This window comes from Streptomyces sp. NPDC017936 (genome assembly GCF_044328485.1).
Classification (GTDB): Bacteria; Actinomycetota; Actinomycetes; order Streptomycetales; family Streptomycetaceae; genus Streptomyces.
In genome coordinates, this window is record NZ_JBIRHK010000001.1 from 480,686 (window position 1) to 506,597 (window position 25,912).

The window sequence follows — 25,912 nt, forward strand, 5'->3', positions numbered from 1 at the left end:
GCGTACCGTGCGCGCCCGCCCGCGGGCGCCCGCGTCCCGCCCGCTCAGCCGCCGAGCGCCGCCATGACGACGTCCTTGGCCTCCTCCTGGACCTGCCGGAGGTGGTCGGGCCCCTGGAACGACTCGGCGTAGATCTTGTACACGTCCTCGGTGCCCGAGGGGCGGGCCGCGAACCAGGCGTTGGCGGTGGTCACCTTGATGCCGCCGATGGCCGCGCCGTTGCCCGGGGCCTCGGTGAGCACTCCGGTGACCGCTTCCCCGGCGAGGGTGTCGGCGGTGACCTGGGCGGGCGAGAGCTTGGCGAGGAGCGCCTTCTCCTCACGGGTGGCCGGTGCGTCGATCCGGGCGTAGGCGGGTTCGCCGAAGCGGGCCGTCAGGGCGGCGTAGTGCTCCGAAGGGGTCCTGTCGGTGACCGCTGTGATCTCGGAGGCGAGCAGCGCCAGGATGATGCCGTCCTTGTCGGTGGTCCACACCGAGCCGTCGCGGCGCAGGAAGGACGCGCCGGCCGACTCCTCGCCGCCGAAGCCGAGCGAGCCGTCGGCCAGGCCGTCCACGAACCACTTGAAGCCGACGGGCACCTCGACGAGCCGGCGGCCGAGGTCGGCGGCGACCCGGTCGATCATGGAGGACGACACCAGGGTCTTGCCGATCCCCGTGTCGTCGGGCCACTGCTCGCGGTGGGCGTACAGGTAGGCGATGGCGGCGGCCAGGTAGTGGTTGGGGTTCATCAGGCCGGCGTCCGGTGTGACGATGCCGTGCCGGTCGGCGTCGGCGTCGTTGCCCGTGGCGATCCGGAACCGGTCCCGCTTGTCGATGAGCGAGGCCATCGCGTACGGCGACGAGCAGTCCATGCGGATCTTGCCGTCCCAGTCCAGCGTCATGAACCGCCAGGTGGGGTCGGTGAGCGGGTTGACCACGGTCAGGTCGAGCCGGTGCTCCTCGGCGATCCGGCCCCAGTAGGCGACGGACGCCCCGCCCAGCGGGTCGGCGCCGATCCGCACGCCGGCGGCGCGGATCGCGTCCAGGTCCAGGACGTTCGGGAGGTCGGCGACGTACGCGCCGAGGAAGTCGTGGCGGCCGGTGCCGGGCGCGGCGAGCGCCCGGGCGTAGGGGACGCGGCGCACGTCCTTCAGGCCCGCGGCGATGATCTCGTTGGCGCGGTCCTGGATCCAGGAGGTGGCGTCGGAGCCGGCGGGGCCGCCGCTGGGCGGGTTGTACTTGAAGCCGCCGTCGGCGGGCGGGTTGTGGGACGGGGTGACGACGACTCCGTCCGCGAGGCCCGTGGTGCGGCCCCGGTTGTGGGTGAGGACGGCGTGCGAGACGGCCGGGGTCGGCGTGTAGCCGTCGGCGCTGTCGACGAGCACGGTGACGTCGTTGGCGGCGAACACCTCCAGGGCGGTCACCCGGGCGGGCTCGGACAGCGCGTGGGTGTCGGCGCCGAGGAAGAGGGGGCCGTCGGTGCCCTGGGCGGCGCGGTACTCGCAGATGGCCTGACTGGTGGCGGCGATGTGGTCCTCGTTGAAGGCCGTGTTCAGTGACGACCCGCGGTGCCCCGACGTGCCGAACGCCACCCGCTGCGCCGGGTCGGCCGGGTCGGGGTGCAGCGCGTAGTACGCGGTGACCAGTCGGGCGACGTCGACGAGGTCCTCGGGGCCGGCCGTCCGGCCGGCTCGTTCGTGCTGCATGGTCCGTTCCTCCGCATGGGTTGGTCCGCTCGCTCGACGTCTCATCTTTCCTCGTCAGGGCGCCGCCGCGCGAGGGCGGCCCCGTCCACGCCGACCGGTGCGGACCGTTCGGGGGATCCGGGCGGCGTGCCGGGGCGGTGGCGCGCCCGACGCGGCGTCAGGCGCGCGGAGGCGCCCGGCCGGTCGTCGGGTGGGGTGCGCCGGGCGGGCTCGTCGGGTGCCCGCTCCGCGCTCGACGGCTTCGGTCGGGGGCCGGAGCGGACGCTCCCGGTCCGGCCGCGCCGGCCGTCGCCGGGGCCGTGGTGGCCCGGCGCGCCGGGCGGAAGCGGCCCGGTCGGCGTGGAGGCCGCAGGCCGGACCCGGCGGCGTGCCGGGACGGGACCGACCGCGCCACGCCCGGCAGGCCCGTCCCGGCACGCCCGGCAGGGCCTGCCGACCCGGCACGTCCAGCAGGGTCGGCAGACCCTGCCGATACGGCACGCCCCGCTGGGTCAGCAGGCCCTGCCGATACGGCACGCCCCGCCGGTCCGGCAGGTCCGGCAGGCCTGGCAGGTCCGGCAGGCCCGGCAGACCAAGCCGGTCCGGCAGGCCCGGCGAAGCCGGAGGACGGGGGTGCCGACGGGCTGATGCGACCGGTGGCCCATGGGGCCTGTGAGGGCCCGCGGGGTCGGCGGGCCCGACGGGCTCGGCTCAGATGTCGGAGTCGATGCCCGTGACCGCCGCGGGCCCCAGGGGCGCGCTGGTGTCGTCGAGGCCGGCCTCGCGCAGCGCGGAGTCCGCCAGTTCCCGTGCGGACTCCTCGGCACGGGGAGCGCTGTCCGCCTCGACGGTGAGGCGGATGGTGAACGTGCCGTCGTCGTTCACGGTGAGCGCGTCGAGGTCCTCGGTGGTTCCCATCCGGGTGTGGTGCGGGTCGGCCGGACGCAGCGTGCGGCTCAGCCGCGCTCGTGCGTCCTCCTCGATCCCGGAGGTGAAGGTACCGGGCACGGTGATCACATAGGTCGACATGTGGTTTCCTTCCTCTGCCGTCGTCACCGTCTACCCCGACGCGCGCCGTCCTCTCCCGACGGCCGCCTCAGCGTCTGCGGCCGCGCGCCGACCAGCCGCTGCCGACGCCCGCCACGTGGAGGGCGAGCAGGGTCAGACCGAGGAGCATGATGTTGGTGGAGGTGAAGGCGTCGTTGGTCGAGATCTCCGCCGCGTTGATCAGAAAGGCGATGAAGAACGCCACTGCCGCGATGATGGCCAGCACGGTGTCCGTCCCTTCGGGGTCAGGTTCCGGTTCGTTCGGGTTCCGTCGGCCCGGTCGAACGTCGTCGGTTCGTCGGGGCGTCGGGTCGTTCCTCCTCCGGTTGCCCCCGACCGGACCGTGAACACGGCGGAATCGAGGGGCAGTACGCGCGGGATGCCGTCGGCGGGCTGAGTAGCCGTGAGTAGCCGTACTCAGGCGCGGTCTTGGCGCCGTCATGACACTGGTGACCACCTCGTCCGGCCTCCACGTCCCGACCGAAAGGGCCTCTCGTGCTCAGTCGTGCCGCCTCAGCCCTGACGCCCTTCTTCGGACGTCTCACCGTCACCAGCGAACTGCGGATGCGCCTGCCCGCGGGCACCATCTTCGTGGCCAACCACGACTCCCTGGCCGACCCCGCGGTCGTCCTGGCGGCGCTGCGCGGGATGGGCGTGGAGCCGGTGGTCATGGCGGCCGCGGGGCTGTGGCGCGTCCCGCTGCTCGGGCGGGCGCTGGCGCGCGAGGGGCACATCCCCGTCCACCGCCGGTCCGCCCGGGCCGCGCTCGCGCTCGACGCCGCCGCCGAGGCGCTCGCCGGCGGCCGGCACGTCCTGCTCTACGGGGAGGGTGGTCTGCCGGACCGCAGGGACGCCGCCCCCGGCCCGCCCGAGCCGTTCCGGACCGGCCTCGCCCGCCTCGCGCGGACGTCCGGCGCGCTGGTCGTCCCGGTGGGACACGTCGGTGCCCGGCGCATCACCTCCGGGTCCACGGCGAAACAACTGGCGGGCGCCCTGACGGCCCCGGTGCGCCGACCGCGCTGCCACGTCCACATCGGCGCCCCGCTGCGGCTGCCCGCGGAGACGGGCACCGGCACGGCGGCCGCCCGCCGCGCCGTGGCGGCGGCCTGGCGGACGGCGGTCCGGGCGGTGGGCGAACGGGGCGCGGAACGCACCCCGGTGTAGCCGCCCGCGGACGCGCCGTGCGGAGTGCGGGGCGGTCACCCGGGGACACGTCGAGCGGGGGTGCGGGACGGTCGCCCGGGGACACGTCGGGCGGGGTGCGGGACGGGTCGCCCGGGGATGCGCCGGGCAGGGTGCGGGGCGGTCGCCCGGGGATGCGCCGGGCGCGGGACCCGCGGGGCGCGGGGTGCGGGACGGCCGCCCGCGGACCCCGCAGGGCACGGGAACGGCGTCCAGGAGGGCGGCGGGGGGGGGGGGGGGGGCCCCCCGCGGCCCCCCCCCCCCCCCACGACCGACCGCGCCTCCTCCCGTGCGCACGGGAGACGTCCGCCCCCACCTGACTGACCGTCACCGGCGTTCCACCCGCCGTACGGCCGACCACGCCTCCTCCCGTGCGCACGGGAGACGTGCGCCCCCACCTGACTGACCGTCACCGGCGTTCCGCCCACCGTGCGGCCGACCCGGCGCCCTCGCCCGCGAGCGGACCCTCAGGAGCCGCCGCCCGGCGACCCGGCCCGTCAGCCCCCGTCGGTCCCCGGTCCCCCGGCCCCCGCGTCCGCCCCGGACCGCGGCGCCGTGCTCTGACGCAGTACCAGGCGCGTCGGTACGAGCGTCGTGCCGCGCTCGGGGCCCTCGCCGCGCATCTTGCGCAGGACGGCCTGCACGCAGAGACGGCCGACCTCGGCGAAGTCCTGGTGGAGGGTGGTCAGGGGCGGCAGGAAGGAACCCGCTTCCGGGATGTCGTCGAAGCCGATGACGCTGACGTCCTCGGGGACGCGCCGGCCGCGCTCGTGCAGGGCGCGCAGCAGGCCCAGGGCCATCTGGTCGTTGGCCGCGAAGACGGCGGTGCAGTCCTCGCGGGCCGCGAGTTCGAGACCGGCGTGGTAGCCGGACTCCGCCGACCAGTCGCCGCGGACGAGCGGGGGCGGGGTGCGGCCGGCCTCGACGAGGGCCTCGCGCCAGGCGTCGGCACGCCGCTGCGCGGCGAAGGAGTCCTCCGGGCCGGCGAGGTGCCACACCGTGCCGTGGCCGAGGCCGAGCAGGTGCTGGACGGCGGTGCGGGTGCCGCCGGCCTGGTCGGTGTCCACGACCGTGTAGCGGTCGCCGGCGTCGGAGTCGACGACGACGACCTGGACGTGCGGCGGGAGGACGACCGTCGCCGCGTCCAGCAGGTGCACCTCCATGATGACGATCACCGCGTCGACGGCGAGCTCCTCCAGCCGGGAGAACGCGCCGCGCACCTCGTCCTGGGTGGGGACGGCGACCGGGAGCAGCGTCACCGCGTACCCCTCGGCGGCGGCGGAGGTGGCGATGGCCTCCAGCGTGCGCACGTTGCCGGTGGTGGACAGCGTGAAGGTGATGACGCCGATGGTGCGGAACTCGCCCCGCTTGAGCGCGCGGGCCGCGCTGTTGGGGCGGTAGCCGAGCTCCTTCATGGCGGCCAGGACCTGCTGCCGGGTCTCCTCGTTCACCCCGGCGTACCCGTTGGACACCCGGGAGACCGTCTGCGACGAGACGCCCGCCAGACGGGCCACGTCCGCCATCGAGGCGGTGGCGCGGCCCCGGGACCGGGCGCGCCGGGGGGCGCCGACGGGGTCCGGGACGCCTTCCGCCGGCTCCCGGTCCGTCCCGGCTCCCCGCGCCGGGGCCCTCTCAGCCATCTCCACGCGTGGCCCCCACTTCTCCGTCGCCTCAGAGTTCCACGGTTGTCCCGGAGGACCCTTGACCGTGATTGACGGGCAGTGTAGACATGCCGCCATCAGATGTTTACGTAAACATAACAGCTCGCCGCCCTCTCGCGGTGGCCGATGTTTACGCAAACATCGTGGCGGTGCCGCTCTGCCCCACGGCGGCCGTGCACCGCCGGTTCCAGGACTGGACGAGCGAGGAACGACATGACGACGCTGCAACCGCCGGCGGCCGCCGAACCGCGGTCGGCACCCCCTCCGGCGCGACGGGACCGCCGCTCCTGGACGGGGTGGGGTTTCATCGGTCCCTTCGTGGCCGTGTTCGCCCTGGTCTTCCTGGCCCCGATCGTGTATTCGATCTACCTCAGCCTCTTCCGCGACCAGCTCATCGGCGGCACCCAGTTCGTCGGCTTCGACAACTACACCCAGGCGCTGAAGGACGACAAGTTCTGGGACGCGCTGGTCAGGGTGTCGCTGTTCCTGGTCGTCCAGGTGCCGATCATGCTGGGCATCGCCCTGCTGGTGGCCCTGGCGCTGGACAGCGGCCGGCTCTACGGCAAGAGCTTCTTCCGCATCACGATCTTCCTGCCGTACGCGGTGCCCGCCGTGGTCGCCACCCTCATGTGGGGCTTCATGTACGGCACGAAGTACGGCCTGGTCGGTGACATCAACGGGGCGTTCGACGTCTCGCTGCCCGACCCGCTCTCCCCCGACCTGGTGCTGGCGTCCATCGGCAACATCGTCACCTGGGAGTTCGTCGGCTACAACATGCTGATCTTCTACTCGGCGCTGCGCGTCATCCCGAACTCGCTGTACGAGGCGGCGGAGATCGACGGCGCCGGACAGATCCGCGTGATCACCGCGATCAAACTGCCGGCGATCCGGGGCGCCCTGGTCATCGCGACGATCTTCTCCATCATCGGCAGCTTCCAGCTGTTCAACGAGCCGAACATCCTGCGGCCGCTCGCCCGCAACGCCATCACCACCGACTACACGCCGAACTTCTACACGTACTCGCTGTCCTTCAACGGCCAGCAGCACAACTACTCCGCGACGGTGGCCATCATCATGGGCCTGATCACGATGGTGATCGCCTACGTCGTGCAGCTGCGCGGCATGCGCAAGGGAGCGTGACCCGATGAGCAGCCCCCTCACCACCGACTCCCCGGCCGCACCCGCCACGACCTCCGGTCCCGCCCGCAGCGCGCCACGGCTGCGCGGGACGCGCCGGCACTCCGCCGACAAGCCCCGGCGCAGCGTGCTGCTGACGGCGCTGACCTCTCTGGTCGTCGTCTACACCGTCGTGCCGTTGATCTGGCTGGCCGTCAACGCCACCAAGACGCAGGCGGGCCTGGCCGACTCGTCCGGGATGTGGTTCGCCGACGACTTCGCGCTGTGGGACAACATCCGCGACACGTTCACCTACCACGACGGCGTGTTCACGCGCTGGCTGCTGAACACCCTGCTGTACGTGGTGCTGGGCGCCGGCGGGGCCACCCTCCTCGCGGTCCTCGGCGGTTACGCGCTGGCGAAGTTCGACTTCCCCGGCAAGCGCGGCATCTTCGCCACGGTCATCGGCGCGGTGGCGGTCCCCGGTACGGCCCTCGCGGTGCCCACCTTCCTGATGTTCAGCAAGATGGGCCTGACCGACACCCCGTGGGCGGTGATCATCCCCTCGCTGGTCTCGCCGTTCGGCCTGTACCTGATGTGGGTGTTCGCCACCGAGGCCATCCCCACCGAACTCCTCGAGGCCGCCCGCATCGACGGGGCCGGCGAGGCGCGCACCTTCTTCACCGTCGCCCTCCCGCTGCTCGCCCCCGGCATCGTGACCGTGCTGCTGTTCACCACGGTCGCCACCTGGAACAACTACTTCCTGCCGCTGATCATGCTCAAGGACTCGGACTGGTACCCGCTGACGCTCGGTCTGAGCGCGTGGAACTCCCAGGCCGAGACCGTCGGCGGCGAGGTCATCTTCAACCTGGTGATCACCGGTTCGCTGCTCACCATCCTGCCGCTCATCGCCGCGTTCCTGCTGCTCCAGAAGTACTGGCAGTCGGGTCTCGCCGCGGGCAGCGTCAAGGAGTGACCGCGCGGCTCCCCCGCCGCCCCCTCGGCCCCACACCACGCACCACCACCCTCACCCCGTCCCACCCACGAAGAAGTGGAAGCACCCTCATGCGCAGAAACACCAGCCGCCTGCTGCGAGGCATCGCCCTCCTGTCCGCCGTGGCCCTGGGCGCCACCGCCTGCGGCGGCTCGGACGACGACTCCGACCAGAAGGCGGTCTCCGCCTCGGACGTCCAGGCTGCCCTGAAGAAGGGCGGCACGGTGACGGTGTGGTCCTGGGAGCCCACGCTGAAGACGGTCGCCGCCGACTTCGAGAAGAAGTACCCCAAGGTCAAGATCAACCTCGTCAGCGAGCGGTCGGGCGACAAGCACTACACCGCGCTGTCGAACGCCATCTCGGCCGAGAAGGGCGTCCCGGACGTCGCGCAGGTCGAGTACTTCGCGGTGAACCAGTACGCCCTCGGCAAGGGTCTCACCGACCTGGCCCCCTTCGGCGCCGACAAGCTGGCGTCCCGGTACACGCCCGGTCCGTGGAACGCCGTGAGCGAGGACAAGGCGGTCTACGGCCTGCCGATGGACTCCGGTCCGATGGCGATGTTCTACAACAAGACGATCTTCGACAAGTACAAGATCGCCGTCCCCACCACCTGGGACGAGTACGTCGACGCCGCGCGGGCGCTGCACAAGGCCGACCCCAAGGTCTACATCGCCAACGACACCGGCGACGCCGGCTTCACCACCAGCATGCTGTGGCAGGCCGGTTCGCGTCCGTACAAGGTCGACGGCACCAACGTGAAGATCGACTTCAGCGACGCGAACGCCAAGAAGTACACGGACACCTGGCAGAAGCTCATCGACGAGAAGCTCCTCGCCCCGGTCACCGGCTGGACCGACGACTGGTACAAGGGCCTGGGCGACGGCAGCATAGCCACCCTGACCACCGGCGCCTGGATGCCCGCCAACTTCGTCAGCGGCGTGCCGAACGCGGCCGGCCAGTGGCGTGCGGCCCCGATGCCGGCCTGGACCAAGGGCGACAAGGCCAGCGCGGAGAACGGCGGCAGCTCCCTGACCCTGCCCGCGCTGGGCAAGAACAAGGAACTCGCCTACGCCTTCGTCGAGTACGCCAACGCCGGTGACGGGGTGCAGACCCGCGTCAAGCAGGGCGCCTTCCCCGCCACCAAGGCGGAGCTGCAGTCCGCCGACTTCCAGAGCACCAAGTTCGACTACCTCGGCGGCCAGGAGGCCAACAAGATCTTCGCCGAGTCCGCCGCGAACGTCGCCAGCGACTGGTCGTACCTGCCGTTCCAGCAGTACGCCCACTCGATCTTCAACGACACGGTCGGCAAGGCCTACGTCTCGGACACCACGCTCGCGGACGGTCTGAAGGCCTGGCAGGACGCCTCGGTGAAGTACGCCGAGGAGCAGGGCTTCACCGTCGAGAAGTAGGACAGCCCCAGACGCAGGGCGGCGCGGACGGACTCCGCGCCGCCCCCCGTGCACCACACCCCGGAAGGACCGCCATGATCTCCACCCTCCACTCCCGCCGCCGCGGGGCGGACGGTGCCCCCACCCCCCGACTGGCCTACGGCGCCGACTACAACCCCGAGCAGTGGCCACGGGACGTGTGGGAGGAGGACGTCCGGCTGATGCGCGAGGCCGGCGTCACCGTGGTGTCCGTGGCGATCTTCTCCTGGGCCCGGATCCAGCCCGGCCACGACACCTGGGACTTCGGCTGGCTCGACGAGGTCATGGACCTCCTGCACGCCCATGACATCGGTGTCGACCTGGCCACCGCGACCGCCTCCCCGCCGCCGTGGCTGACCACCGCCCACCCGGAGATCCTGCCGGTGACGGCGAACGGCGAGACGGTGTGGCCGGGCGCCCGTCAGCACTGGCGTCCCACCTCCCCCGTCTTCCGCGAGCACGCCCTGCGGCTGGTGCGGGAGCTCGCGACCCGGTACAAGGACCACCCCGCGCTGGTGGCCTGGCACATCTCCAACGAGCTGGGCTGCCACAACGTCTACGACTACTCCGACGACGCGGCCCGCGCCTTCCGCGACTGGCTGCGCGCCCGCTACGGCACGCTGGAGGCCCTCAACCACGCGTGGGGCACGGCGTTCTGGTCGCAGCGCTACAGCGACTGGGAGCAGATCCTGCCGCCGCGGCTGGCCGCCTCGCACCCCAACCCGACGCAGCAACTGGACTTCAAGCGCTTCTCCTCCGACGCGCTGAAGGACTACCTGCGCGCCGAGCGGGAGATCCTCCGCGAGATCACCCCCGACGTGCCGGCCACCACGAACTTCATGGTGATGGGCAACACCAAGGGCATGAACTACGCGGACTGGGCCGACGAGATCGACTTCGTCTCCAACGACCACTACGTCCACCCCGGCCCGCAGGACCGCGACGAGCTGTCCTTCTCCGCCAACCTGACCAGCGGCATCGCGGGCGGCCGGCCCTGGTTCCTGATGGAGCACTCCACCAGCGCCGTCAACTGGCAGCCCGTCAACGTGGCGAAGCGGCCCGGCGACCTCGCCCGCGACGCGCTGCTGCACGTGGCGCACGGCGCGGACGCGGTCTGCTACTTCCAGTGGCGGCAGTCGGCGGCCGGCGCCGAGAAGTACCACTCGGCGATGGTTCCGCACGCCGGTGCCGACAGCGACCTGTTCCGCGCGGTGACCGCGCTCGGCGACACCCTGAAGACCCTCGCGCCGGTCGCCGGGACCGAGCGGGAGACCGCCCGGGTCGGCATCCTGTACGACTGGGAGTCGTGGTGGGCCAGCGAGCAGGACTCGCACCCCACCTCCCTGCTCGACTACCGGCAGGAGGCGCTCGACTGGTACTCGGCGCTCCTCGCCCTCGGCGTCCGCGCCGACCTCGTCACCACCCGCTCCGACCTCTCCCGCCACCAGGTGCTGATCGCCCCGGTGCTGCACGTGGTCCCCGCCGAGCTGGCCAAGGAGCTGACCCGGTACGCCGAGCGGGGCGGTCACCTGATCACGACGTACTTCTCCGGTGTCGTCGACGAGAACGACCACGTCTGGCTGGGCGGCTACCCCGGCGCCCTGCGCGAGCTGCTCGGCATCCGCGTGGAGGAATTCGGGCCGCTGCAGGCCGGGGAGAGCGTGGAGCTGGACGACGGGACCACGGGCACCCTGTGGACCGACCGGATCACCGTCGCCGACGCCGACACGCAGGTCCTGGCCGGCTACCGCACCGGTGCGCAGGCCGGACGGCCCGCCGTCACCCGCCGTGCCACCGGAGAGGGTTCGGCCGTCTACGTCTCCACCCGCCTCGGCGTCGAGGGCCTGACGGCGCTGCTGCCGCGGCTGCTGGAGCCGGCCGGGGTCACCGGCGAGCTTCCGCCGGAGGCCCGCGGCCGCGTCGAACTGACCGTCCGGCGCGGGGACTCGGGACGCTTCCTGTTCCTGGTGAACCGCACCGACGACACGGTGCCCGTGGCCGGACTGGACGGGGACGTCCTGGTCGGCACGGGCGGCCCCGACGGCGCCCTGGTCCTCGGGCCGCGCGAGGTCGCCGTACTGCGCCAGAGCGCCGGCTGAGACGGGCGCCCCACCCCCGCACGACTCCTCGGCGCGGCACGTGCGCGTGCCGCGCCGAGGGCCATGCCCTCCCGTCCCGGCGGGAGGGGCCCATGCAGCGACCGCACCGCAGTTGGGAGAACAGATGGCACGCCGTACCCGCGGCAGACGGACCCTCGGGGCCGCCGCACTGACCGCCCTGGCCACGGGGGCCGCCCTGCTCGCCGTTCCGGCGCGGGCCGAGGCCGCCGTGTCCGTGACCGTGACGCCGGACCCGTCGTACCGGCAGGAGAAGTTCGAGGGCTGGGGCACCAGCCTGGTCTGGTTCGCCAACGCGACCGGCGACTACCCGCCCGCGATCCGCGAGAAGCTCGCGAAGCTCCTCTTCGACGACGACGGGCTCGCGCTGAACATCGCCCGGTACAACATCGGCGGCGGCAACGCCCCGGACGTCGAGGACTACCTGCGCGCCGGCGGCGCGGTCGAGGGCTGGTGGAAGGCGCCCGCGGGCACCACCCGCGAGGACACCGACTGGTGGAGCGCCGACGACCCGGCCGACTGGAACAAGGACGCCGACGCCACCCAGCGCTGGTGGGTGAACCGCATCAAGAACGACATCGACCACTGGGAGACCTTCAGCAACTCCCCGCCGTGGTTCATGACCGTCAGCGGCTACGTCTCCGGCGGGTTCGACGCCGACGCCGACCAGTTGAAGACCGAGTCGGTCGACGACTTCGCCGCCTACCTCGCCGGGGCGACCAGGCTCCTGGAGAAGTCCGAGGGCATCGAGGTCGACACGATCGACCCGTTCAACGAGCCCAACACCGGTTACTGGAGCACTCGCCTGGGCTCGGACGGCGAGCCGGTCGGCGGCCGGCAGGAGGGCGCCCACATCGGGCCCGAGCTCCAGCAGAAGGTGCTCGCCGCGCTTCCCGCCGCGCTGAAGAAGGCCAAGGTCAAGGCCGAGATCTCGGCGATGGACGAGACCAACCCGGGCATCTTCGCGACGAACTGGAACTCCTACTCGCAGGCGGCCAAGGACGCCGTCGGCCAGATGAACGTCCACACCTACGGCACCGGGCAGCGCACCACCGTGCGCGACCTCGCCAAGGCGGCCGACAAGCCGCTGTGGATGAGCGAGGTCGAGGGCGACTGGGGCGACGGGCAGAGCTTCACCGACATGCGGCCGGGCCTCGGCCTCGCCCAGCAGATCGTCAACGACCTGCGCGAACTGGAGCCCACGGCCTGGGTGTTCTGGCAGCCGGTCGAGGACCACGACAACATGAAGCCGGGCGGCGAGTCCGCCAAGGGCGGCAACTGGGGCTCCATCCAGCTGCCGTTCAGCTGCACCGGCACGGACACGCTCGAGTCCTGCCCGATCCGCACGAACACGAAGTTCGACACCGCCCGCAACTTCACGCACTTCATCAAGCCCGGCGACAAGCTGATCAAGGTGGACGACACCTCCAGCGCGGCCGCGGTGACGAAGGACGGCAAGGGCGCCTCGCTGGTCCACGTCAACAGCACCACCGAGGCCCGCACGGTCACCATCGACCTGTCGAAGTTCCGCAAGGTCGGCGCCGACGCGACCGTCACTCCGGTCGTCACCAGCGCCGACGGCAAGCTCCAGCGGCAGGCGCCCGTCGAGGTCCGCGACCGCAAGGCCACCTTCACGGTGCCCGCCCGGTCGGTGACCTCCTTCGCCGTCAAGGGCGTGTCCGGCGTCGCCGAGGACGCCCCGCTGATCCGCAAGGGCCACACCTACACCCTGACCGGCGTCCAGAGCGGCAAGGCCGTCACCGTCGCCGCCGACGGCGCCCACCTGGTCATCGGCGCCGGCAACGGCACCACCGCGCAGCAGTGGCGGCTGGACGCCCGGTACGGTCAGACCGGCGCCCGTCAGCGGTACGTCTTCGCCAACCCGGCGGAGGGCGAGCGGCTGGCCGTGCGGGACGACGTGCCCGTGGTGGAGCCCGACACCGGCGAGCGCGACCCGGCCACCGAGTGGATCATGTCGACCACCGGTGACGGCACCTGGACCCTGGTGAACGTCGCCACCGGCCGCGTCCTGGAGGTCGGGGGCCAGGCGACCCACGAGGGCGCCGCCGTCACCACCTGGCAGCCCAACTCCGGCGCGAACCAGCGCTGGAGGGTGACAGACGTGACCGACACGGCCTGAACACGTGTCGGTCACCTGGTCACCTGGTGAGGGCCTCCGCCCGCGCCGTGCGCGTCACGGTGCGGGCGGGGGCGGGTCCGTCAGGAGCGCAGCGCCTTGCGGACGCGTCCGCGTGAGCCCCGCCGCCACAGCTGTGCGAGCTCCCGCTCCCGCTCGGCGGCCGCGGCCTGCTCCCGGCCGTACAACAGCCCCCAGGTGAAGCCCGGTTCGCCCGCCGCGTGGGCGGCCACCGCGTGGCGGCGCAGGCTCTCGCGGGCGACCACGCTGTCGTGGTGGTCGCCGAGCGACTTCTGCACGGCCTTGATCTCCTTGGCCAGCCGCGCGGCGGGCTTGCCGAGGGCGGGGCGGGCCGCCTCGGCGGCGTAGCGGAGGCGCTTGGCCTTCTTGCGGGCTTCGTGGAAAGCGGCGTCGCGCTGCGGTCCCGGGGACTTGCGCCGGGCGCGGTCGATGCGGTCGGCGAGCCGGTCGTACTCCTTCAGGACCGCCCGGGGCAGGGCCTTCGCCGGCTTCCGGGCCGCCCGGGAGCGCAGCGGCGGGTGGGTCGTCAGCCGGTCCAGCGACTCGAGGAGGGCGACGTAGCGGGCGGAGGACAGCGCGGCGAGGGAGCGTTCGCGGGCCGCGGTGGACTCCGCGGCGTCCCAGGCCTTCAGGCGGGCCGCGACGGGCCCGAGGACCAGTTCGCCGGGCAGTTCCTCCGTGCCCTGGCGCAGCCGCTCCGCCAGCACCTCCTGGTCGCGTTCGGCGCCCAGTTCGCCGCCGAGCCACTTGAGCTCGGCCCGGACCGGTTCGGTGACCCCGCGGTCGAGGAGCGAGCGGTAGGAGCGCAGGCCGCTGCGCAGGCGCCGGCAGGCGACCCGCATCCGGTGCACCGAGTCGGGCAGCCCGCGGCGCACCGCCGGGTCGAGGGCCACGATGGTGCGGACCTGCTCCGTGAGGTAGGCGAGCACGTGCTCGCCCGCGGAGCCCGGGGCCGCCCCGGCGGGCCGGCCGGGCGCGGCCCCGCCGGGAGCCGGCTCCCGGTCCCGGTCCTGGTCCCGGCCCTGGTCCGGCAGGGTCTCGGCGAGCGCCCGGGCCAGCTTGGACGGGGTGTCGGCCCGGGTGAAGCCCTCCTTGCCGAGTGCCTTGTCGACGCGCTTCAGCAGACGGGGGTCGCCGTCCCCGACGAGTTCGACCTCCAGTTCCGACCAGGCGGTCCGCCCGCCCCCGGGGAGCAGCGACTCCGCCTCCACCCGGTCGAGGACGATCTCGGCGACGCACGCTCCGTCGGCGTCCACGAGGTCGCGCACGGCACGGCGGGAACGGATGCGGACCACCGGCTCGAGGCGGGCGCCGCGGGTCCGGGAGAGCGCCAGCTCACGCAGCCGGTCGGGGATCTCCTCCTGCAGGGGGGCGCGGATCTCCTCGCGGGTGTCGCCGCCCAGCGGCAGCTTGAGGTGCCAGCCGGCGTCCGAGCCGCCCGTGCGGCGGCGCAGGGTCGCGGAGCCGCGGCTCAGGCGCAGGTCCGCGGTGTCGTAGTAGACCGCGTCCAGGTCGTGGGTGCCCGCGTCGACGAGGGAGGCGCCGCCGCCCCTGCCGCCCTTGCCGCCCCCGCCGGTCAGGCCGGACAACCGGGGCAGGCCGCCCGAGGCCGGCACCGCGTACTTCCGTTCCGTCTCCCGTGTCGACTGCGTCATGTCTTCCCGGTTGACACGACGGGCGGAATCAAACCTCCCGGGCGGCCCCGTGCACGGGACGCGGCAGGCCGACGGCGGTTCCCGCGGCGGCCGCGGGCGACGCGCCCCCGCGCCGGTCCCAGGAACGGACCGGCCCTCGCCACAGGGGGGACAGGACCGGCAGGCGGCCCACCGCGCGAACCGTTCGAGGGCCGCGCGGTCCGCGTGGAGGCGTGGAGGCGTGGAGGCGTGGAGGCGTGGAGGCAGGATGTCAGGCGCGGCGCTGACGCGCGGTGTCGGGCGGCGCTGGGCCGGACGGACGGGCGGGCGCGCGGTGTCAGGCGGCCGCGGCGCGGTGCAGGACGTCGGTGACCACTTCGCGGACGGCGTCCCGGTCCTGAGCGTGCAGCGCCCCGATGTCCGTCCGCTCCAGGGCGTCGAGAGCCGGTCCGGTCCCCTCGTCGCCGGGAGTGCTCGCGCTGAGCACCTCGTAGCCGTCGCGGACGGCCACGCGCAGCAGCCTGCGCCCCGCGCCGTCGGCGTGGACGGCGGCGGCGACCACGAAGGGCGGCGGACCGCCCGCTTCGGCGGCCAGCTTGCGGTAGCCGCTGGCCAGGGGGTCCTGCCAGTGGATGCCCAGCAGGAGGGGCCGTTTGGCGACGACTTCGGCGAGATCCGCCTCATGGACGCCGTCGGGTTCCAGCACCGTGGCCCGGGCGTCGAGGACGAGCGCGGCGGGCAGCAGACAGCGCAGGGTGCTGCCGACGATGTTGCCGCCGACCGTGGCGGTGCGGCGCACCGCTCCCGTGCCCACCGTGGCGGCCGCCCGCCGCAGCACCTCCGGCACGGTGTCGTCGATCCGGTGCAGCACCACGGCCGCGCCGAGCGTCCCGTGCCCGATCACGTTGGCCTCGGGCACCTGCCGCAGGGACACGGCCAGTTCGGGGAAGCCGTCCCGCTGCCAGGTCGCCCACACGAGGCTCGCCCCGCCGATCGGCACGGCGCCCTCGGCGAGACACTGCTGCGCTTCGGACACGGAGGTGGGAAGACGCACCAACACGACAACCGACCTGCCTTCCCGGGAAGTCGACGGTACGGAAGCCGGTCTTCCGCCGTGCGATCACCGGCTGACCGGATTGTGCCCGTGCCGACGGGGGCGCATACAGAGCACACGCCCTTCGTCCATGCGCCCCCTCGTGCCGGGAATGCCGTTGCGGCCCGGCGTCCCGCCCCGGACCCCGGCCCGCCGTCCTCCGTCCTGCGTCCCGCCGCCCTCGGTGACGCGCCCGCCGTCACCGACCTGCTCAACGCGATCGACCTCGTGGGGATCGGCCGTCCCGAGACGGATCTGCGCACCGTCGAGGCGGACCTGAAGCGCCCGCGCACCGATCTCGCGCAGGACTCCTGGCTGGTCCTCGAGGGCGACCGGCTGGTGGCCCACGGGCTGCTGGGGGACGAGTCGGGCGGTGAGCGCATCGACGTCGACCCCTACGCCCTGCCCGGCCATCAGGAGGCCGGGCAGCTGGTCTTCGACGCGCTGGAGGCCCGCGCGGTGCGCAAGGCGCGCGAGAACGGCGCGCGGCGCGCCGTGGTGCACCTGCACCTGAACGTGCGCCCCACGCTCGACACCGGTCTGATCCGCGCCCGGGGCCGGTCCGTCGTACGGCGCCACCACGTGCCGCGCCGGCCCGTGGACCCCGCCGCGGACACGGCGCCCGCCCTGCCGGAGGGCGTACGGGTGCGGTCCTGTGCCACCGAGGCCGACCGGCCGCGGGTGCGCGGGCTGTACCGGTCCGCCACGGAACCCAGGGCGCGGCCGGCGACCGACGGGAACCGGTCCGCGGCCGACGGCGGACGGGAACCGGTCCGCGGCCGACGACCGACAGGAACCAGTCCGCGGCCGGCGACCGACGGCGGCCGGTTCGTGGTCGCCGACCGGGGAACCGGTCCGCGGCCGCCGTCGGGCGGGAGGCGGCTAGCCGATCTCGGCCAGGAGGTCGCCGCCCTCCACCTGCTGGATCCGGTTGATGGCCAGTCGGTTCACCCGGCCGCCCTTCGGGGCGGTGATGGTGGCCTCCATCTTCATCGCCTCGATGGTGGCGACGGTGGCACCGGCCTCCACCTCGTCGCCCTCGGCGACCGCCAGCGTCACCACGCCCGCGAACGGCGCGGCGACGTGGCGCGGGTCGGACCGGTCGGCCTTCTCGGTCACCGGGACGTCGGTGGCGGCCGCCCTGTCGCGGACCTGGATGGGCCGCAGCTGGCCGTTCAGGGTGGACATCACGGTGCGCATGCCGCGTTCGTCGGCCTCGCCGATCGCCTGGAGCTCGATCAGCAGCCGCACGCCCGGCTCGAGGTCGACGGCGTACTCCTTGCCCGGGCGCAGCCCGTAGAAGAAGTCCTTGCTGTCCAGGACGCTGGTGTCGCCGAAGGCCTGGCGGTGGGTCTCGAACTCGCGGGTCGGCGCGGGGAAGAGCAGCCGGTTGAGGGTGGTGCGGCGGGTCTTCTCCAGGCCTTCGCGGTCCTCGGCGGTCAGCTCCGTCACGGGCTTGGGCTCGGCGCGGCCCTGGAGGGCCTTGGTGCGGAACGGCTCGGGCCAGCCGCCGGGCGGGGTGCCGAGTTCGCCGCGCAGGAAGCCGATGACCGAGTCGGGGATGTCGTACCGGTCCGGGGCCCCTTCGAAGTCCTCGGGGCGCACCCCGGCGCCGACCAGGTGCAGGGCGAGGTCTCCGACCACCTTGGAGGACGGGGTGACCTTGACCAGCCGGCCGAGGATGCGGTCGGCGGCGGCGTACATCGCCTCGATCTCCTCGAAGCGGTCGCCGAGGCCGAGCGCGACGGCCTGGGTGCGCAGGTTGGACAGCTGGCCGCCGGGGATCTCGTGGTGGTAGACGCGGCCGGTGGGCGAGGCGAGGCCCGCCTCGAACGGGGCGTAGATCCGGCGGACGCCCTCCCAGTACGGTTCGAGGTCGCCGACGGCCTGGAGGTCGAGGCCGGTGGGGCGGGCGGAGTGGTCGGTGGCGGCGACGAGCGCCGACAGCGACGGCTGCGAGGTGGTCCCGGCCATGGAGGCCACGGCTCCGTCGACGGCGTCCGCGCCGGCCTGGATCGCGGCGAGGTAGGTGGCCAGCTGGCCGCCCGCCGTGTCGTGGGTGTGCAGGTGCACCGGCAGGTCGAACTCGCGGCGCAGCGCGGAGACGAGGGTGGCGGCGGCCGGGGCGCGCAGCAGTCCCGCCATGTCCTTGACGGCCAGGACGTGCGCGCCGGCCTCGACGATCCGCTCGGCGAGCCGCAGGTAGTAGTCGAGGGTGTAGAGGCGCTCGTTCGGGTCGGACAGGTCGGAGGTGTAGCAGAGGGCGACCTCGGCGACCGCCGTGCCCGTCCCGCGCACGGCGTCGATGGCGGGGCGCATCTGGTCGACGTCGTTGAGCGCGTCGAAGATGCGGAAGATGTCGATGCCGGTGGCGGCGGCCTCCTGCACGAAGGCGTCGGTCACCTCGGTGGGGTACGGGGTGTAGCCGACGGTGTTGCGGCCGCGCAGCAGCATCTGGAGGCAGATGTTGGGGACGACCTCGCGCAGGGCGGCCAGCCGCTCCCACGGGTCCTCGGCGAGGAAGCGCAGGGCGACGTCGTAGGTGGCGCCGCCCCAGCACTCCAGGGAGAGCAGTTCGGGCAGGGTGCGGGCCACCAGCGGGGCCGAGGCGAGGAGGTCCTTGGTGCGGACCCGGGTGGCGAGCAGCGACTGGTGGGCGTCGCGGAAGGTGGTGTCGGTGACGCCGATGGTGGGCGACTCGCGCAGCCGGCGGGCGAAGCCCTCGGGCCCGAGGTGGATCAGGCGCTGCCGGGAACCGGCGGGCGGCTCGCCGTCCGGCGTCGGGGGCAGCTTGGTGACCGGGTCGACCAGGTCGGGCCGCTCGCCGTGCGGCTTGTTGACCGTGACGTCGGCGAGGTAGGTGAGCAGCTTGGTGCCGCGGTCGGCGGAGTGACGGGCGGTCAGCAGGTGCGGCCGCTGCTCGATGAACGAGGTCGTGACCCGTCCGGCCTGGAAGTCCGGGTCGTCGAGGACGGCCTGGAGGAACGGGATGTTGGTGGCCACGCCGCGGATGCGGAACTCGGCCACGGCGCGCCGGGCGCGGCCGATCGCGGCCTGGAAGTCGCGGCCCCGGCAGGTGAGCTTGACCAGCATGGAGTCGAAGTGGGCGCTGATCTCCGTACCGGCGTGGGTGGTGCCGCCGTCGAGGCGGATGCCGGAGCCGCCCGGCGAGCGGTAGGCGCTGATGCGGCCGGTGTCGGGGCGGAACCCGTTGGCGGGGTCCTCGGTGGTGATGCGGCACTGCAGGGCCGCGCCGCGCAGGGTGACGGTGTCCTGGGACAGGCCGAGGTCGGCCAGCGTCTCGCCGGAGGCGATGCGCAGCTGGGCCTGGACCAGGTCGACGTCGGTGACCTCCTCGGTGACCGTGTGCTCGACCTGGATGCGCGGGTTCATCTCGATGAAGACGTGGTTGCCGTCGCGGTCGAGGAGGAACTCGACGGTGCCCGCGTTGCGGTAGCCGATCTCGCGGGCGAAGCGCACCGCGTCGCCGCAGATCCGCTCCCGCAGTCCGGGGTCGAGGTCGGGCGCGGGCGCCAGTTCGATGACCTTCTGGTGGCGGCGCTGGAGCGAGCAGTCGCGCTCGAAGAGGTGGATGACACCGCCCTCGCCGTCGGCGAGGATCTGCACCTCGATGTGGCGCGGGTCCACGACGGCCTTCTCCAGGAAGACGGTCGGGTCGCCGAACGCGGACGCGGCCTCGCGGGAGGCCGCCTCGATGGACTCGCGCAACTGGGCGGGGTCCTCCACCCGGCGCATGCCGCGCCCGCCGCCGCCGGCGACCGCCTTGACGAAGACCGGGAAGCCGATCTCCTCGGCGGCCCGCACCAGTTCGTCCACGTCGTTGGAGGGCGCGGAGGAGCCGAGCACGGGTACGCCGGCGGCGCGCGCCGCGGCGACCGCGCGGGCCTTGTTGCCGGTCAGCTCGAGGGTGCGGGCGTCCGGCCCGACGAAGGTGATGCCCGCCTCCTCGCAGGCGCGGGCCAGTTCGGGGTTCTCGGAGAGGAATCCGTACCCCGGGTACACCGCGTCCGCGCCCGCCCGGCGCGCCGCGGCCACGATCTCCTCGACGGAGAGGTAGGCGCGCACCGGGTGGCCCGGTTCACCGATCTCGTAGGCCTCGTCGGCCTTCAGCCGGTGCAGCGAGTTGCGGTCCTCGTGGGGGAAGACGGCGACGGTGCGCGCACCCAGCTCGTAGCCGGCGCGGAACGCCCGGATCGCGATCTCACCACGGTTGGCGACCAGCACCTTGCGGAACATCCTGGATCCCTTCAGCCTGCCCGGTGACGGGACCATGGTGTCCGTGCCGGGCACGGAGTGCCATGTGAGTCAGGCCACTCACCGCTCCTCCGCCGCCCGTGCGAGGGCGGGGAGCCCCGGAAGCCGCCCGGACCACGGCGAGGGGAGGCGCACGGGCCGGCTGCCCGGCTCCTGGCTGCCGGTGGTCGCGGACGGTTCCGTCCGGGACCGGGCGCCCGCGCTGCTCGCCGAGGCGGAGCGGACGCCGAGCGCCCCCCTGCGGACAGGGCCGTCCACCCCGGCGACGAGGACGGCCGCACCGGGTGGGCGGAGGCCGGCACCGGGCCGGGTGGGTGGAGGCCGGCACCAGGGGTCGGGTGACCCGGGTGATGCCGGCCGACGGTCAGGGCCTCCCTTCCGGGTCGCGCCGGGTCGCGGGGTCCGGTCCGGGGGAACGGCCTCGCGACCGGCCGCCGTCGACGGCCGGAGTCCGCACCGTGGACGGTGTGCCGGGGACGGCTGTCGTCAGTCGCGAGCGGCGTCCATCAGTTCCTGGAGCCGGACCATGCATGAGGCGCAGTGGCGGTCGGTGTCGTGCGCGGACGACGCTCGGACGACCGAGAGTTCGGTTCCGCACAGACTGCTGTCGTGGTGGTGCCGGGACACCACGTGCCACACCAGCTCACCGCCGCCCGACGCCAGGCCCACCTTCATCTCGTACACGGCTCTTCCCTTCTGCCGGGCATGCCTCCAGCAGACCGCGTGCGGCGCCGCGCGTCCCGTCGGGCTGGGCCGTTCGAAGGATCCCGCTCCCGGACGGCGCAGCCCGGGTGGCCCCGGCGCGTCGGCCGTGGGAGGGTCGTTCAGCTTCGCGCGTCGCGGTGCACGGTGAGGGAGGACACCTCGAAGGACATCTCCGTGACGTCCGGAGCGGGCGCCGGATGGTAGCGGCCGGCGCATACGGACAGGTTGACGATGAGGTAGGCGTGCCAGCCCCGCCCCACGCCCCGGTGGTCGGCGAAGACGGTACGGCCGTTCAGGGCCCACACGACGTCGTCGGCGCCGAACCGCACGCTCAGGTCGATCCAGCCGCCGGGGCGGACGGCCTCGTCGCGGTGGTACCGGTGGGCGCGCCGTACGTGGTTGGAGAGTTCCAGCAGGTCGGGGTTGTCGGGGTGGTACTCGAACACGTCGATCTCCTGGTCGCCGTCCCGCCAGGTCCAGATCGCCGGCCAGGCCCCCGTCTCGACGGGCAGCCGGACCCGGGCGTCGAGCCGGTCGCCCGCCCGGACGGTGAAGCCCTCCTCGCTGCCCTCGGTGGTCAGCAGTCCGCTGTCCCACAGTCCGTCGGCGCGGCGGGTGGCCCGGAAGGTGCCGCTTCGGGAGTAGGCGGGATCGGACACCAGGTGGTCGAGTTTGTTGTCGCCGGGATTCACCGGCCCGCCGTCGGGATAGGCCCACGAGCGGCCGGCGATCCACTGCCGGGGCGAAGCGAAGTCGGCTCTGAAGCAGGGGTCGGTCACGGGCGTCCTCCTCGTCCTGGGACGCGGTGCGTCGCGCGAGGCATCCCCGTTCCGGCCGGCGTCATGCGAGGACCGCGGGCACGGGGGGCGGCAAACCGCCCGGCCGGGGGACGGGAGGGCACGGGTGTGCGGGGCGCGTCGTCACGGGACGCCGGCCGCGGAGGACCCCCGGCCCCACCGGTGTGCTGTACGAGGACGGCGTCGGGGTCGCCCGCAACACGTCCGTCACCATCACCCCGGGCGCCATCGGCTCCGGCACCACCACCGCCGACCACCTCGGCAGGTCCGTCCACTCCGGCGACAAGCTGTTCAAGGGCCGGATGCGCGACTTCCGCGTCCACGACCGGGCCCTGGCGGCCGCCGAGGTGGAGCAGCTCGCGCTCCCCGTCGCCACCCGGGGCGTCGCCGACGACGGGGCCGCGCTCGGCCTCGGCGACACGAGCGCCGTGACCGCCGACCTGGACCTGCCGAGGACCGGCACGGCGGGCGGCTCCGCGATCACCTGGGCCAGCGACACCCCGTCCGTGGTGACGGACAGCGGCAAGGTGACCCGCCCCGCGGCCGGCGCGCCCGACGGCCGCGCCACGCTCACGGCGACCCTGACGAAGGGCACCGTGACGGCCACCAAGTCCTTCGACGTCACGGTCCTCGCGGCCTTCGCCGACGCCACCGCCGCCCGGCGGGCCGCCGACGCGCTGACCGTGCACGGCCTCGACGACGTGCGCGGCAACCTCACCCTCCCGTCGGCCGGCGCCCGCGGCACCGCCGTCACCCGGGCCTCCGCGCGGCCGGACGCGGTCGCCGCGGACGGAGTGGTCCACCGGCCCGCGCACGGCGCCGGCGCCACCACGGTCGAACTGACCGCGACCGTCACCAAGGGCGACGCGACGGCGACCCGCGTGTTCACCGCGAAGGTCCCCGAACTCCCCGCGCCCGCCGCCCTGAAGGGCTGCCTGTTCAGCTGCTTCACCGGCGAGGGGACCGCCGACGGCGAGCAGCTCCACTTCGCGCTCAGCAAGGGCGACGACCCGCTGAAGTGGCGCGAGCTGAACGACGGCAGGCCCGTCCTGACCTCGTCGCTCGGCGAGAAGGGCCTGCGCGACCCGTTCGTCATCCGCTCCCCGGAGGGCGACAAGTCCTACCAGACAGCCACCGACCTGAGGATCTACGGCAACGGCGACTGGGACGCCGCCCAGCGCACCGGCGGCAGGTCCTTCGACGGGACCGGCGGCAGCGTCGCCCGTGACTCCGGCGGCCACGGCCACCACGGCACGTACGTCCGCACGCCCGGCTTCGGCACCGGCGTGCACGGGGGCTCGTTCAGCATGTCGGGCGACTCCGCCGCCTCCCCGTACGTGCAGATCCCCAACGGGCTGCTGGAGAACGCCGGCAGCGTGACCGTGCCGACCGGCCACGTCACCCTCGCCTTCGGCCCGGCCCGCCTGAAGTTCCGCTCGACGGCCGCCGACCGGCTGGTCGTCACGGGCTCCGAAGGCGTCCTCCAGGGCTCCGGCACGGTCGACGGCGTGAACGGCTACGCCTTCCGCGTCACCGCCACGGACGCCCCGGACGCCTTCCGGATCCGGATCTGGAAGAAGTCCACGGGGGGCGTCGTGTACGACAACGGCATCGGGGCGAAGGTGGCCGGGGTGGTCTCCGTGGGCCGCTGAGAGACGGCCGGACGCGGCCGTCGGCACGCCACGGCCCGGTGGGCGCGCCCACCGGGCCGTCGTGTGCTCAGCGGGTGACTCGGCGGCGCCCGTACACCAGGGCCAGGCCGACCGCCGCGACGCCGACGGCGGCGGCGAGGGCACGGCCGCGGGAGCGTCCCCGCGGGAGCGGGCGGGCCGACCCGACGGATCCCACGCTCAGCGAGGACCCGACGGAGGCGACGGACCCGGCGGAGCCGACCGAGACCACCGACAGCACGCTGCCGACCGACCCGACGGACAGCGCGCTGCCCACGGACCCGACGGACAGGAAACTGCCGACCGACCCGACGGACAGGAAACTGCCCACGGACCCGACGGACAGGAAGCTGCCGACGGAGCCGGCGGACAGGGAGGAACCGGCCGACCTCACGGACAGGGCCGCCCGGCCCGGCCGGGGCGCGCCCCGGGAGCCGTCGGTACGGGGAGGGAACGTCATGCGCCGATCCTTCCAGAAGTCCGCCGTCAGGTGTCGAACTCCCCGCGCCAGGAGCCCAGGACGAGGTGCTTCGGCAGGTGCGGCGAGGCGGTGTCGACGGGGAAGCCCCTCTCGTGGGCGAGGCAGGCCATCGCGAGGGGGCCCAGCGCGACGTGGCGGCGCGGGTCGGAGGATCCGTCGTAGTAGCGGGCGTGGTGGGCGAGCGCCTCGGCGAGCACCCCGGGGAAGAGGTCCTGCTGTCCGGTGAGGACGCGGTGGAAGACGGCGACGGGCTGGTAGTCGACGAGGTTCAGGAAGTCGGCCGGGGTGCGGGTGGCCACCTGGGGGTGGGAGGTCTCCATGGTGGCGACGAGCCGGGGCACCACGTCGTCGACGGGGACGTCCCCGAAGTAGCCCTGGAGGGTGTCGATCCAGTGGAAGAGGTAGTCGTCCTCGTCCGGACCGGCCCGGCGCAGGTCCGCCGTCGGAACCATGGCGAGGGTCCTCAGCCGGGCGGCCTCGCGGCAGACGAGGGCGAGGCAGAAGGCGTCGAGCCAGGCGCGGGCGGTCGCGTGCGGGGCCGGGCCGGTGGCGGGCAGCGCGAGGACCCGGTCGCCGATCCGGCAGTCCACCGTCCCCTCGCGGACCAGGGTGGTGGCGAACAGGGCGCTGCCGATCTGCATCGCCGTGACCCAGGCCTCCCAGGTCCCGAGCTCCGCCGCGTCGGCGTCGTCGGCACAGCGGGCCAGCGCGTGGGCCAGGGCGGTCTCGAGAGCGAACGGGAAGGCGGACGGGTCCTCGGTGAGCCGCTCGGTCGCCTCGGCGACGGTCCGGGCGAGCCCGTCGACGTCGGGCACGTCGGGCGCGGTGCGTACGCCGGGCTCGGCGGACGCCGGCCGGCCGGCGCCGTGCAGGGTCCTCATCAGCTCCAGCAGCTCCGGCGGCGGCACCACGGACAGGACGCGGCTGTCGCGGTCGAAGGCCGTGACGCACACCAGCCGGCCCCCGTGCCACCAGTACAGCCGCGGGGTGAGCGCGCCGGGGCCGTCCTGGTAGGCGCCGAAGGCGTAGGCCTGGAGGTCGTTGACGGCGTCCACGACCGTGCCGTCGACGATCGGGTGGAAGGCCAGCAGATGCCGGGTCGGCACGGCGACGAGGGCGCCCGCCTCCGGCAGGTCCCGTCCGGTGACCTCCCGGACCAGCTCCGGCAGGACCAGCGCCTTGCTCGAGACGAAGGGGGAGTCGCCGTGCACGGAGTGCAGCAGCGCTCCCGACGGGGCGGGGACCCGGGTGTGCTCGACCGGCTCGGCGAGCAGGTTCGCGCGCCCGGCGGCCCACAGCGCGTCGAGGCCGGCCCGGGCCACGTCGCTGTCGCCGAGGACGCGCACGGTCTCGGGCGCGTCCAGCGCGAGGGCGACGACGAGGTCCTCGGCCACCGGGCGGACGTACCGGAACCGGTCCGCGGCGTCGGCCGGGAAGGCGTCGTGCGGCAGCAGACGCAGCCGGGTGCCGCGCAGCAGTCGCTCCGCGTCCTCGTCGCCGCGGGAGGCGGACTCCAGGCGGGTGAAGTGCTGCCCGACGAGGTCCGGCCAGGTCTCCTCCGGCGCGTCCCGGCACCAGCGGGCGAGGTTGGCGAGCGGGTACCGGTGGCCGTCGTGCTCGACGGCGTCCGCCGTGACCGCCGGGCGTATGCCGTGCCGGGCCGCGAAGTGGTCGGCCGTCAGGGTCCGCAGGCGGTCCGCCTGGGCGACGGTGAGGGAGGGCAAGGAGGTGTCGGGTGCGTCGTGTCGCGTCACGTGATCACTGTACGGAGGGGGCGGGGGGCCCCGGGGGGGGGGGGGCGCCCCGCGGCCCCCCCCCCCCCCCCCCGGGGGGGGCCCCGCCGGGGGGGGGGGGGGGCGGCGGGGGCGGCCCCCCCCCCCCGGGGGCGCCC

18 protein-coding genes and 1 pseudogene are annotated in these 25,912 nt (G+C 73.9%); 7 read left to right on the plus strand and 12 right to left on the minus strand.

The annotated features are described in order from the left end of the window. Positions 1 to 44: 44 nt before the first annotated feature. The 3 genes from pgm to ACH4F6_RS01950 all read right to left on the minus strand — a co-directional run bounded on the left by pgm (position 45) and on the right by ACH4F6_RS01950 (position 2,937). On the minus strand, positions 45 to 1,685 hold the full coding sequence (pgm, locus tag ACH4F6_RS01940; RefSeq protein ID WP_397957869.1) for a phosphoglucomutase (alpha-D-glucose-1,6-bisphosphate-dependent): 1,641 nt from the start codon (positions 1,683 to 1,685) through the stop codon (positions 45 to 47). Positions 1,686 to 2,375: 690 nt separating this feature from the next. Further along, positions 2,376 to 2,693 (minus strand): hypothetical protein, encoded by a 318-nt coding sequence (locus ACH4F6_RS01945; protein WP_397957870.1) that lies wholly within the window; start codon positions 2,691 to 2,693, stop codon positions 2,376 to 2,378. 67 nt (positions 2,694 to 2,760) lie between these two features. Then, positions 2,761 to 2,937 (minus strand): hypothetical protein, encoded by a 177-nt coding sequence (locus ACH4F6_RS01950; protein ID WP_397957872.1) that lies wholly within the window; start codon positions 2,935 to 2,937, stop codon positions 2,761 to 2,763. Positions 2,938 to 3,206: 269 nt separating this feature from the next. On the opposite strand from ACH4F6_RS01950, the gene ACH4F6_RS01955 reads away from it, so the two are divergent. Next, a complete protein-coding gene (locus ACH4F6_RS01955) occupies positions 3,207 to 3,875 on the plus strand; it encodes a lysophospholipid acyltransferase family protein (RefSeq protein ID WP_397957873.1) in 669 nt (222 codons plus the stop codon). 515 nt (positions 3,876 to 4,390) lie between these two features. Here the strand turns inward: ACH4F6_RS01955 and ACH4F6_RS01960 are convergent. Further along, positions 4,391 to 5,416 (minus strand): LacI family DNA-binding transcriptional regulator, encoded by a 1,026-nt coding sequence (locus ACH4F6_RS01960; RefSeq protein ID WP_397958198.1) that lies wholly within the window; start codon positions 5,414 to 5,416, stop codon positions 4,391 to 4,393. A gap of 351 nt (positions 5,417 to 5,767) precedes the next feature. Here ACH4F6_RS01960 and ACH4F6_RS01965 point away from each other — a divergent pair, with 351 nt between their 5' ends. From ACH4F6_RS01965 to ACH4F6_RS01985, 5 genes are all read left to right on the plus strand, one after another. Further along, positions 5,768 to 6,694 (plus strand): carbohydrate ABC transporter permease, encoded by a 927-nt coding sequence (locus ACH4F6_RS01965; protein WP_397957874.1) that lies wholly within the window; start codon positions 5,768 to 5,770, stop codon positions 6,692 to 6,694. 4 nt (positions 6,695 to 6,698) lie between these two features. Beyond that, the gene (locus ACH4F6_RS01970) at positions 6,699 to 7,646 is read left to right on the plus strand and encodes a carbohydrate ABC transporter permease (protein WP_397957875.1); all 948 of its coding nucleotides are present in this window, start codon (positions 6,699 to 6,701) and stop codon (positions 7,644 to 7,646) included. A gap of 89 nt (positions 7,647 to 7,735) precedes the next feature. Next, positions 7,736 to 9,073 (plus strand): ABC transporter substrate-binding protein, encoded by a 1,338-nt coding sequence (locus ACH4F6_RS01975; RefSeq protein WP_397957876.1) that lies wholly within the window; start codon positions 7,736 to 7,738, stop codon positions 9,071 to 9,073. 74 nt (positions 9,074 to 9,147) lie between these two features. Beyond that, positions 9,148 to 11,190, plus strand: coding sequence for a beta-galactosidase (locus ACH4F6_RS01980; RefSeq protein ID WP_397957877.1), 2,043 nt, complete (start codon positions 9,148 to 9,150; stop codon positions 11,188 to 11,190). A 124-nt stretch (positions 11,191 to 11,314) separates the two neighbouring features. Next, positions 11,315 to 13,348 carry an RICIN domain-containing protein gene (locus ACH4F6_RS01985; RefSeq protein ID WP_397957878.1) on the plus strand — a complete coding sequence of 678 codons (2,034 nt, stop codon included), beginning with the start codon at positions 11,315 to 11,317 and terminating at the stop codon, positions 13,346 to 13,348. Positions 13,349 to 13,428: 80 nt separating this feature from the next. Here the strand turns inward: ACH4F6_RS01985 and ACH4F6_RS01990 are convergent, their stop codons facing one another. The 6 genes from ACH4F6_RS01990 to ACH4F6_RS02015 all read right to left on the minus strand — a co-directional run bounded on the left by ACH4F6_RS01990 (position 13,429) and on the right by ACH4F6_RS02015 (position 21,852). Further along, the gene (locus tag ACH4F6_RS01990; RefSeq protein WP_397957879.1) at positions 13,429 to 15,021 is read right to left on the minus strand and encodes a CHAD domain-containing protein; all 1,593 of its coding nucleotides are present in this window, start codon (positions 15,019 to 15,021) and stop codon (positions 13,429 to 13,431) included. Positions 15,022 to 15,337: 316 nt separating this feature from the next. Continuing rightward, on the minus strand, positions 15,338 to 16,060 hold the full coding sequence (locus tag ACH4F6_RS01995) for an FAD binding domain-containing protein (RefSeq protein ID WP_397957880.1): 723 nt from the start codon (positions 16,058 to 16,060) through the stop codon (positions 15,338 to 15,340). Between the two features lie 60 nt (positions 16,061 to 16,120). After that, positions 16,121 to 16,675, minus strand: coding sequence for a hypothetical protein (locus ACH4F6_RS02000; protein ID WP_397957881.1), 555 nt, complete (start codon positions 16,673 to 16,675; stop codon positions 16,121 to 16,123). 300 nt (positions 16,676 to 16,975) lie between these two features. Further along, complete coding sequence (locus tag ACH4F6_RS02005) at positions 16,976 to 20,350, minus strand: pyruvate carboxylase (RefSeq protein WP_397957882.1); 3,375 nt, start codon at positions 20,348 to 20,350, stop codon at positions 16,976 to 16,978. A gap of 504 nt (positions 20,351 to 20,854) precedes the next feature. Beyond that, positions 20,855 to 21,052 carry a hypothetical protein gene (locus ACH4F6_RS02010; protein ID WP_397957884.1) on the minus strand — a complete coding sequence of 66 codons (198 nt, stop codon included), beginning with the start codon at positions 21,050 to 21,052 and terminating at the stop codon, positions 20,855 to 20,857. A 140-nt stretch (positions 21,053 to 21,192) separates the two neighbouring features. Beyond that, complete coding sequence (locus tag ACH4F6_RS02015) at positions 21,193 to 21,852, minus strand: beta-glucanase (protein WP_397957886.1); 660 nt, start codon at positions 21,850 to 21,852, stop codon at positions 21,193 to 21,195. 170 nt (positions 21,853 to 22,022) lie between these two features. Here ACH4F6_RS02015 and ACH4F6_RS02020 point away from each other — a divergent pair. After that, positions 22,023 to 23,066 (plus strand): annotated as a pseudogene (locus ACH4F6_RS02020) (immunoglobulin-like domain-containing protein); the annotation flags it as partial. A 523-nt stretch (positions 23,067 to 23,589) separates the two neighbouring features. On the opposite strand, the gene ACH4F6_RS02025 reads toward ACH4F6_RS02020, so the two are convergent. Further along, a complete protein-coding gene (locus tag ACH4F6_RS02025; protein ID WP_397957887.1) occupies positions 23,590 to 24,000 on the minus strand; it encodes a hypothetical protein in 411 nt (136 codons plus the stop codon). A gap of 26 nt (positions 24,001 to 24,026) precedes the next feature. Continuing rightward, positions 24,027 to 25,775, minus strand: a complete 1,749-nt coding sequence (locus tag ACH4F6_RS02030) for an immunity 49 family protein (RefSeq protein ID WP_397957888.1) — start codon at positions 25,773 to 25,775, stop codon at positions 24,027 to 24,029. Positions 25,776 to 25,912: the final 137 nt, after the last annotated feature.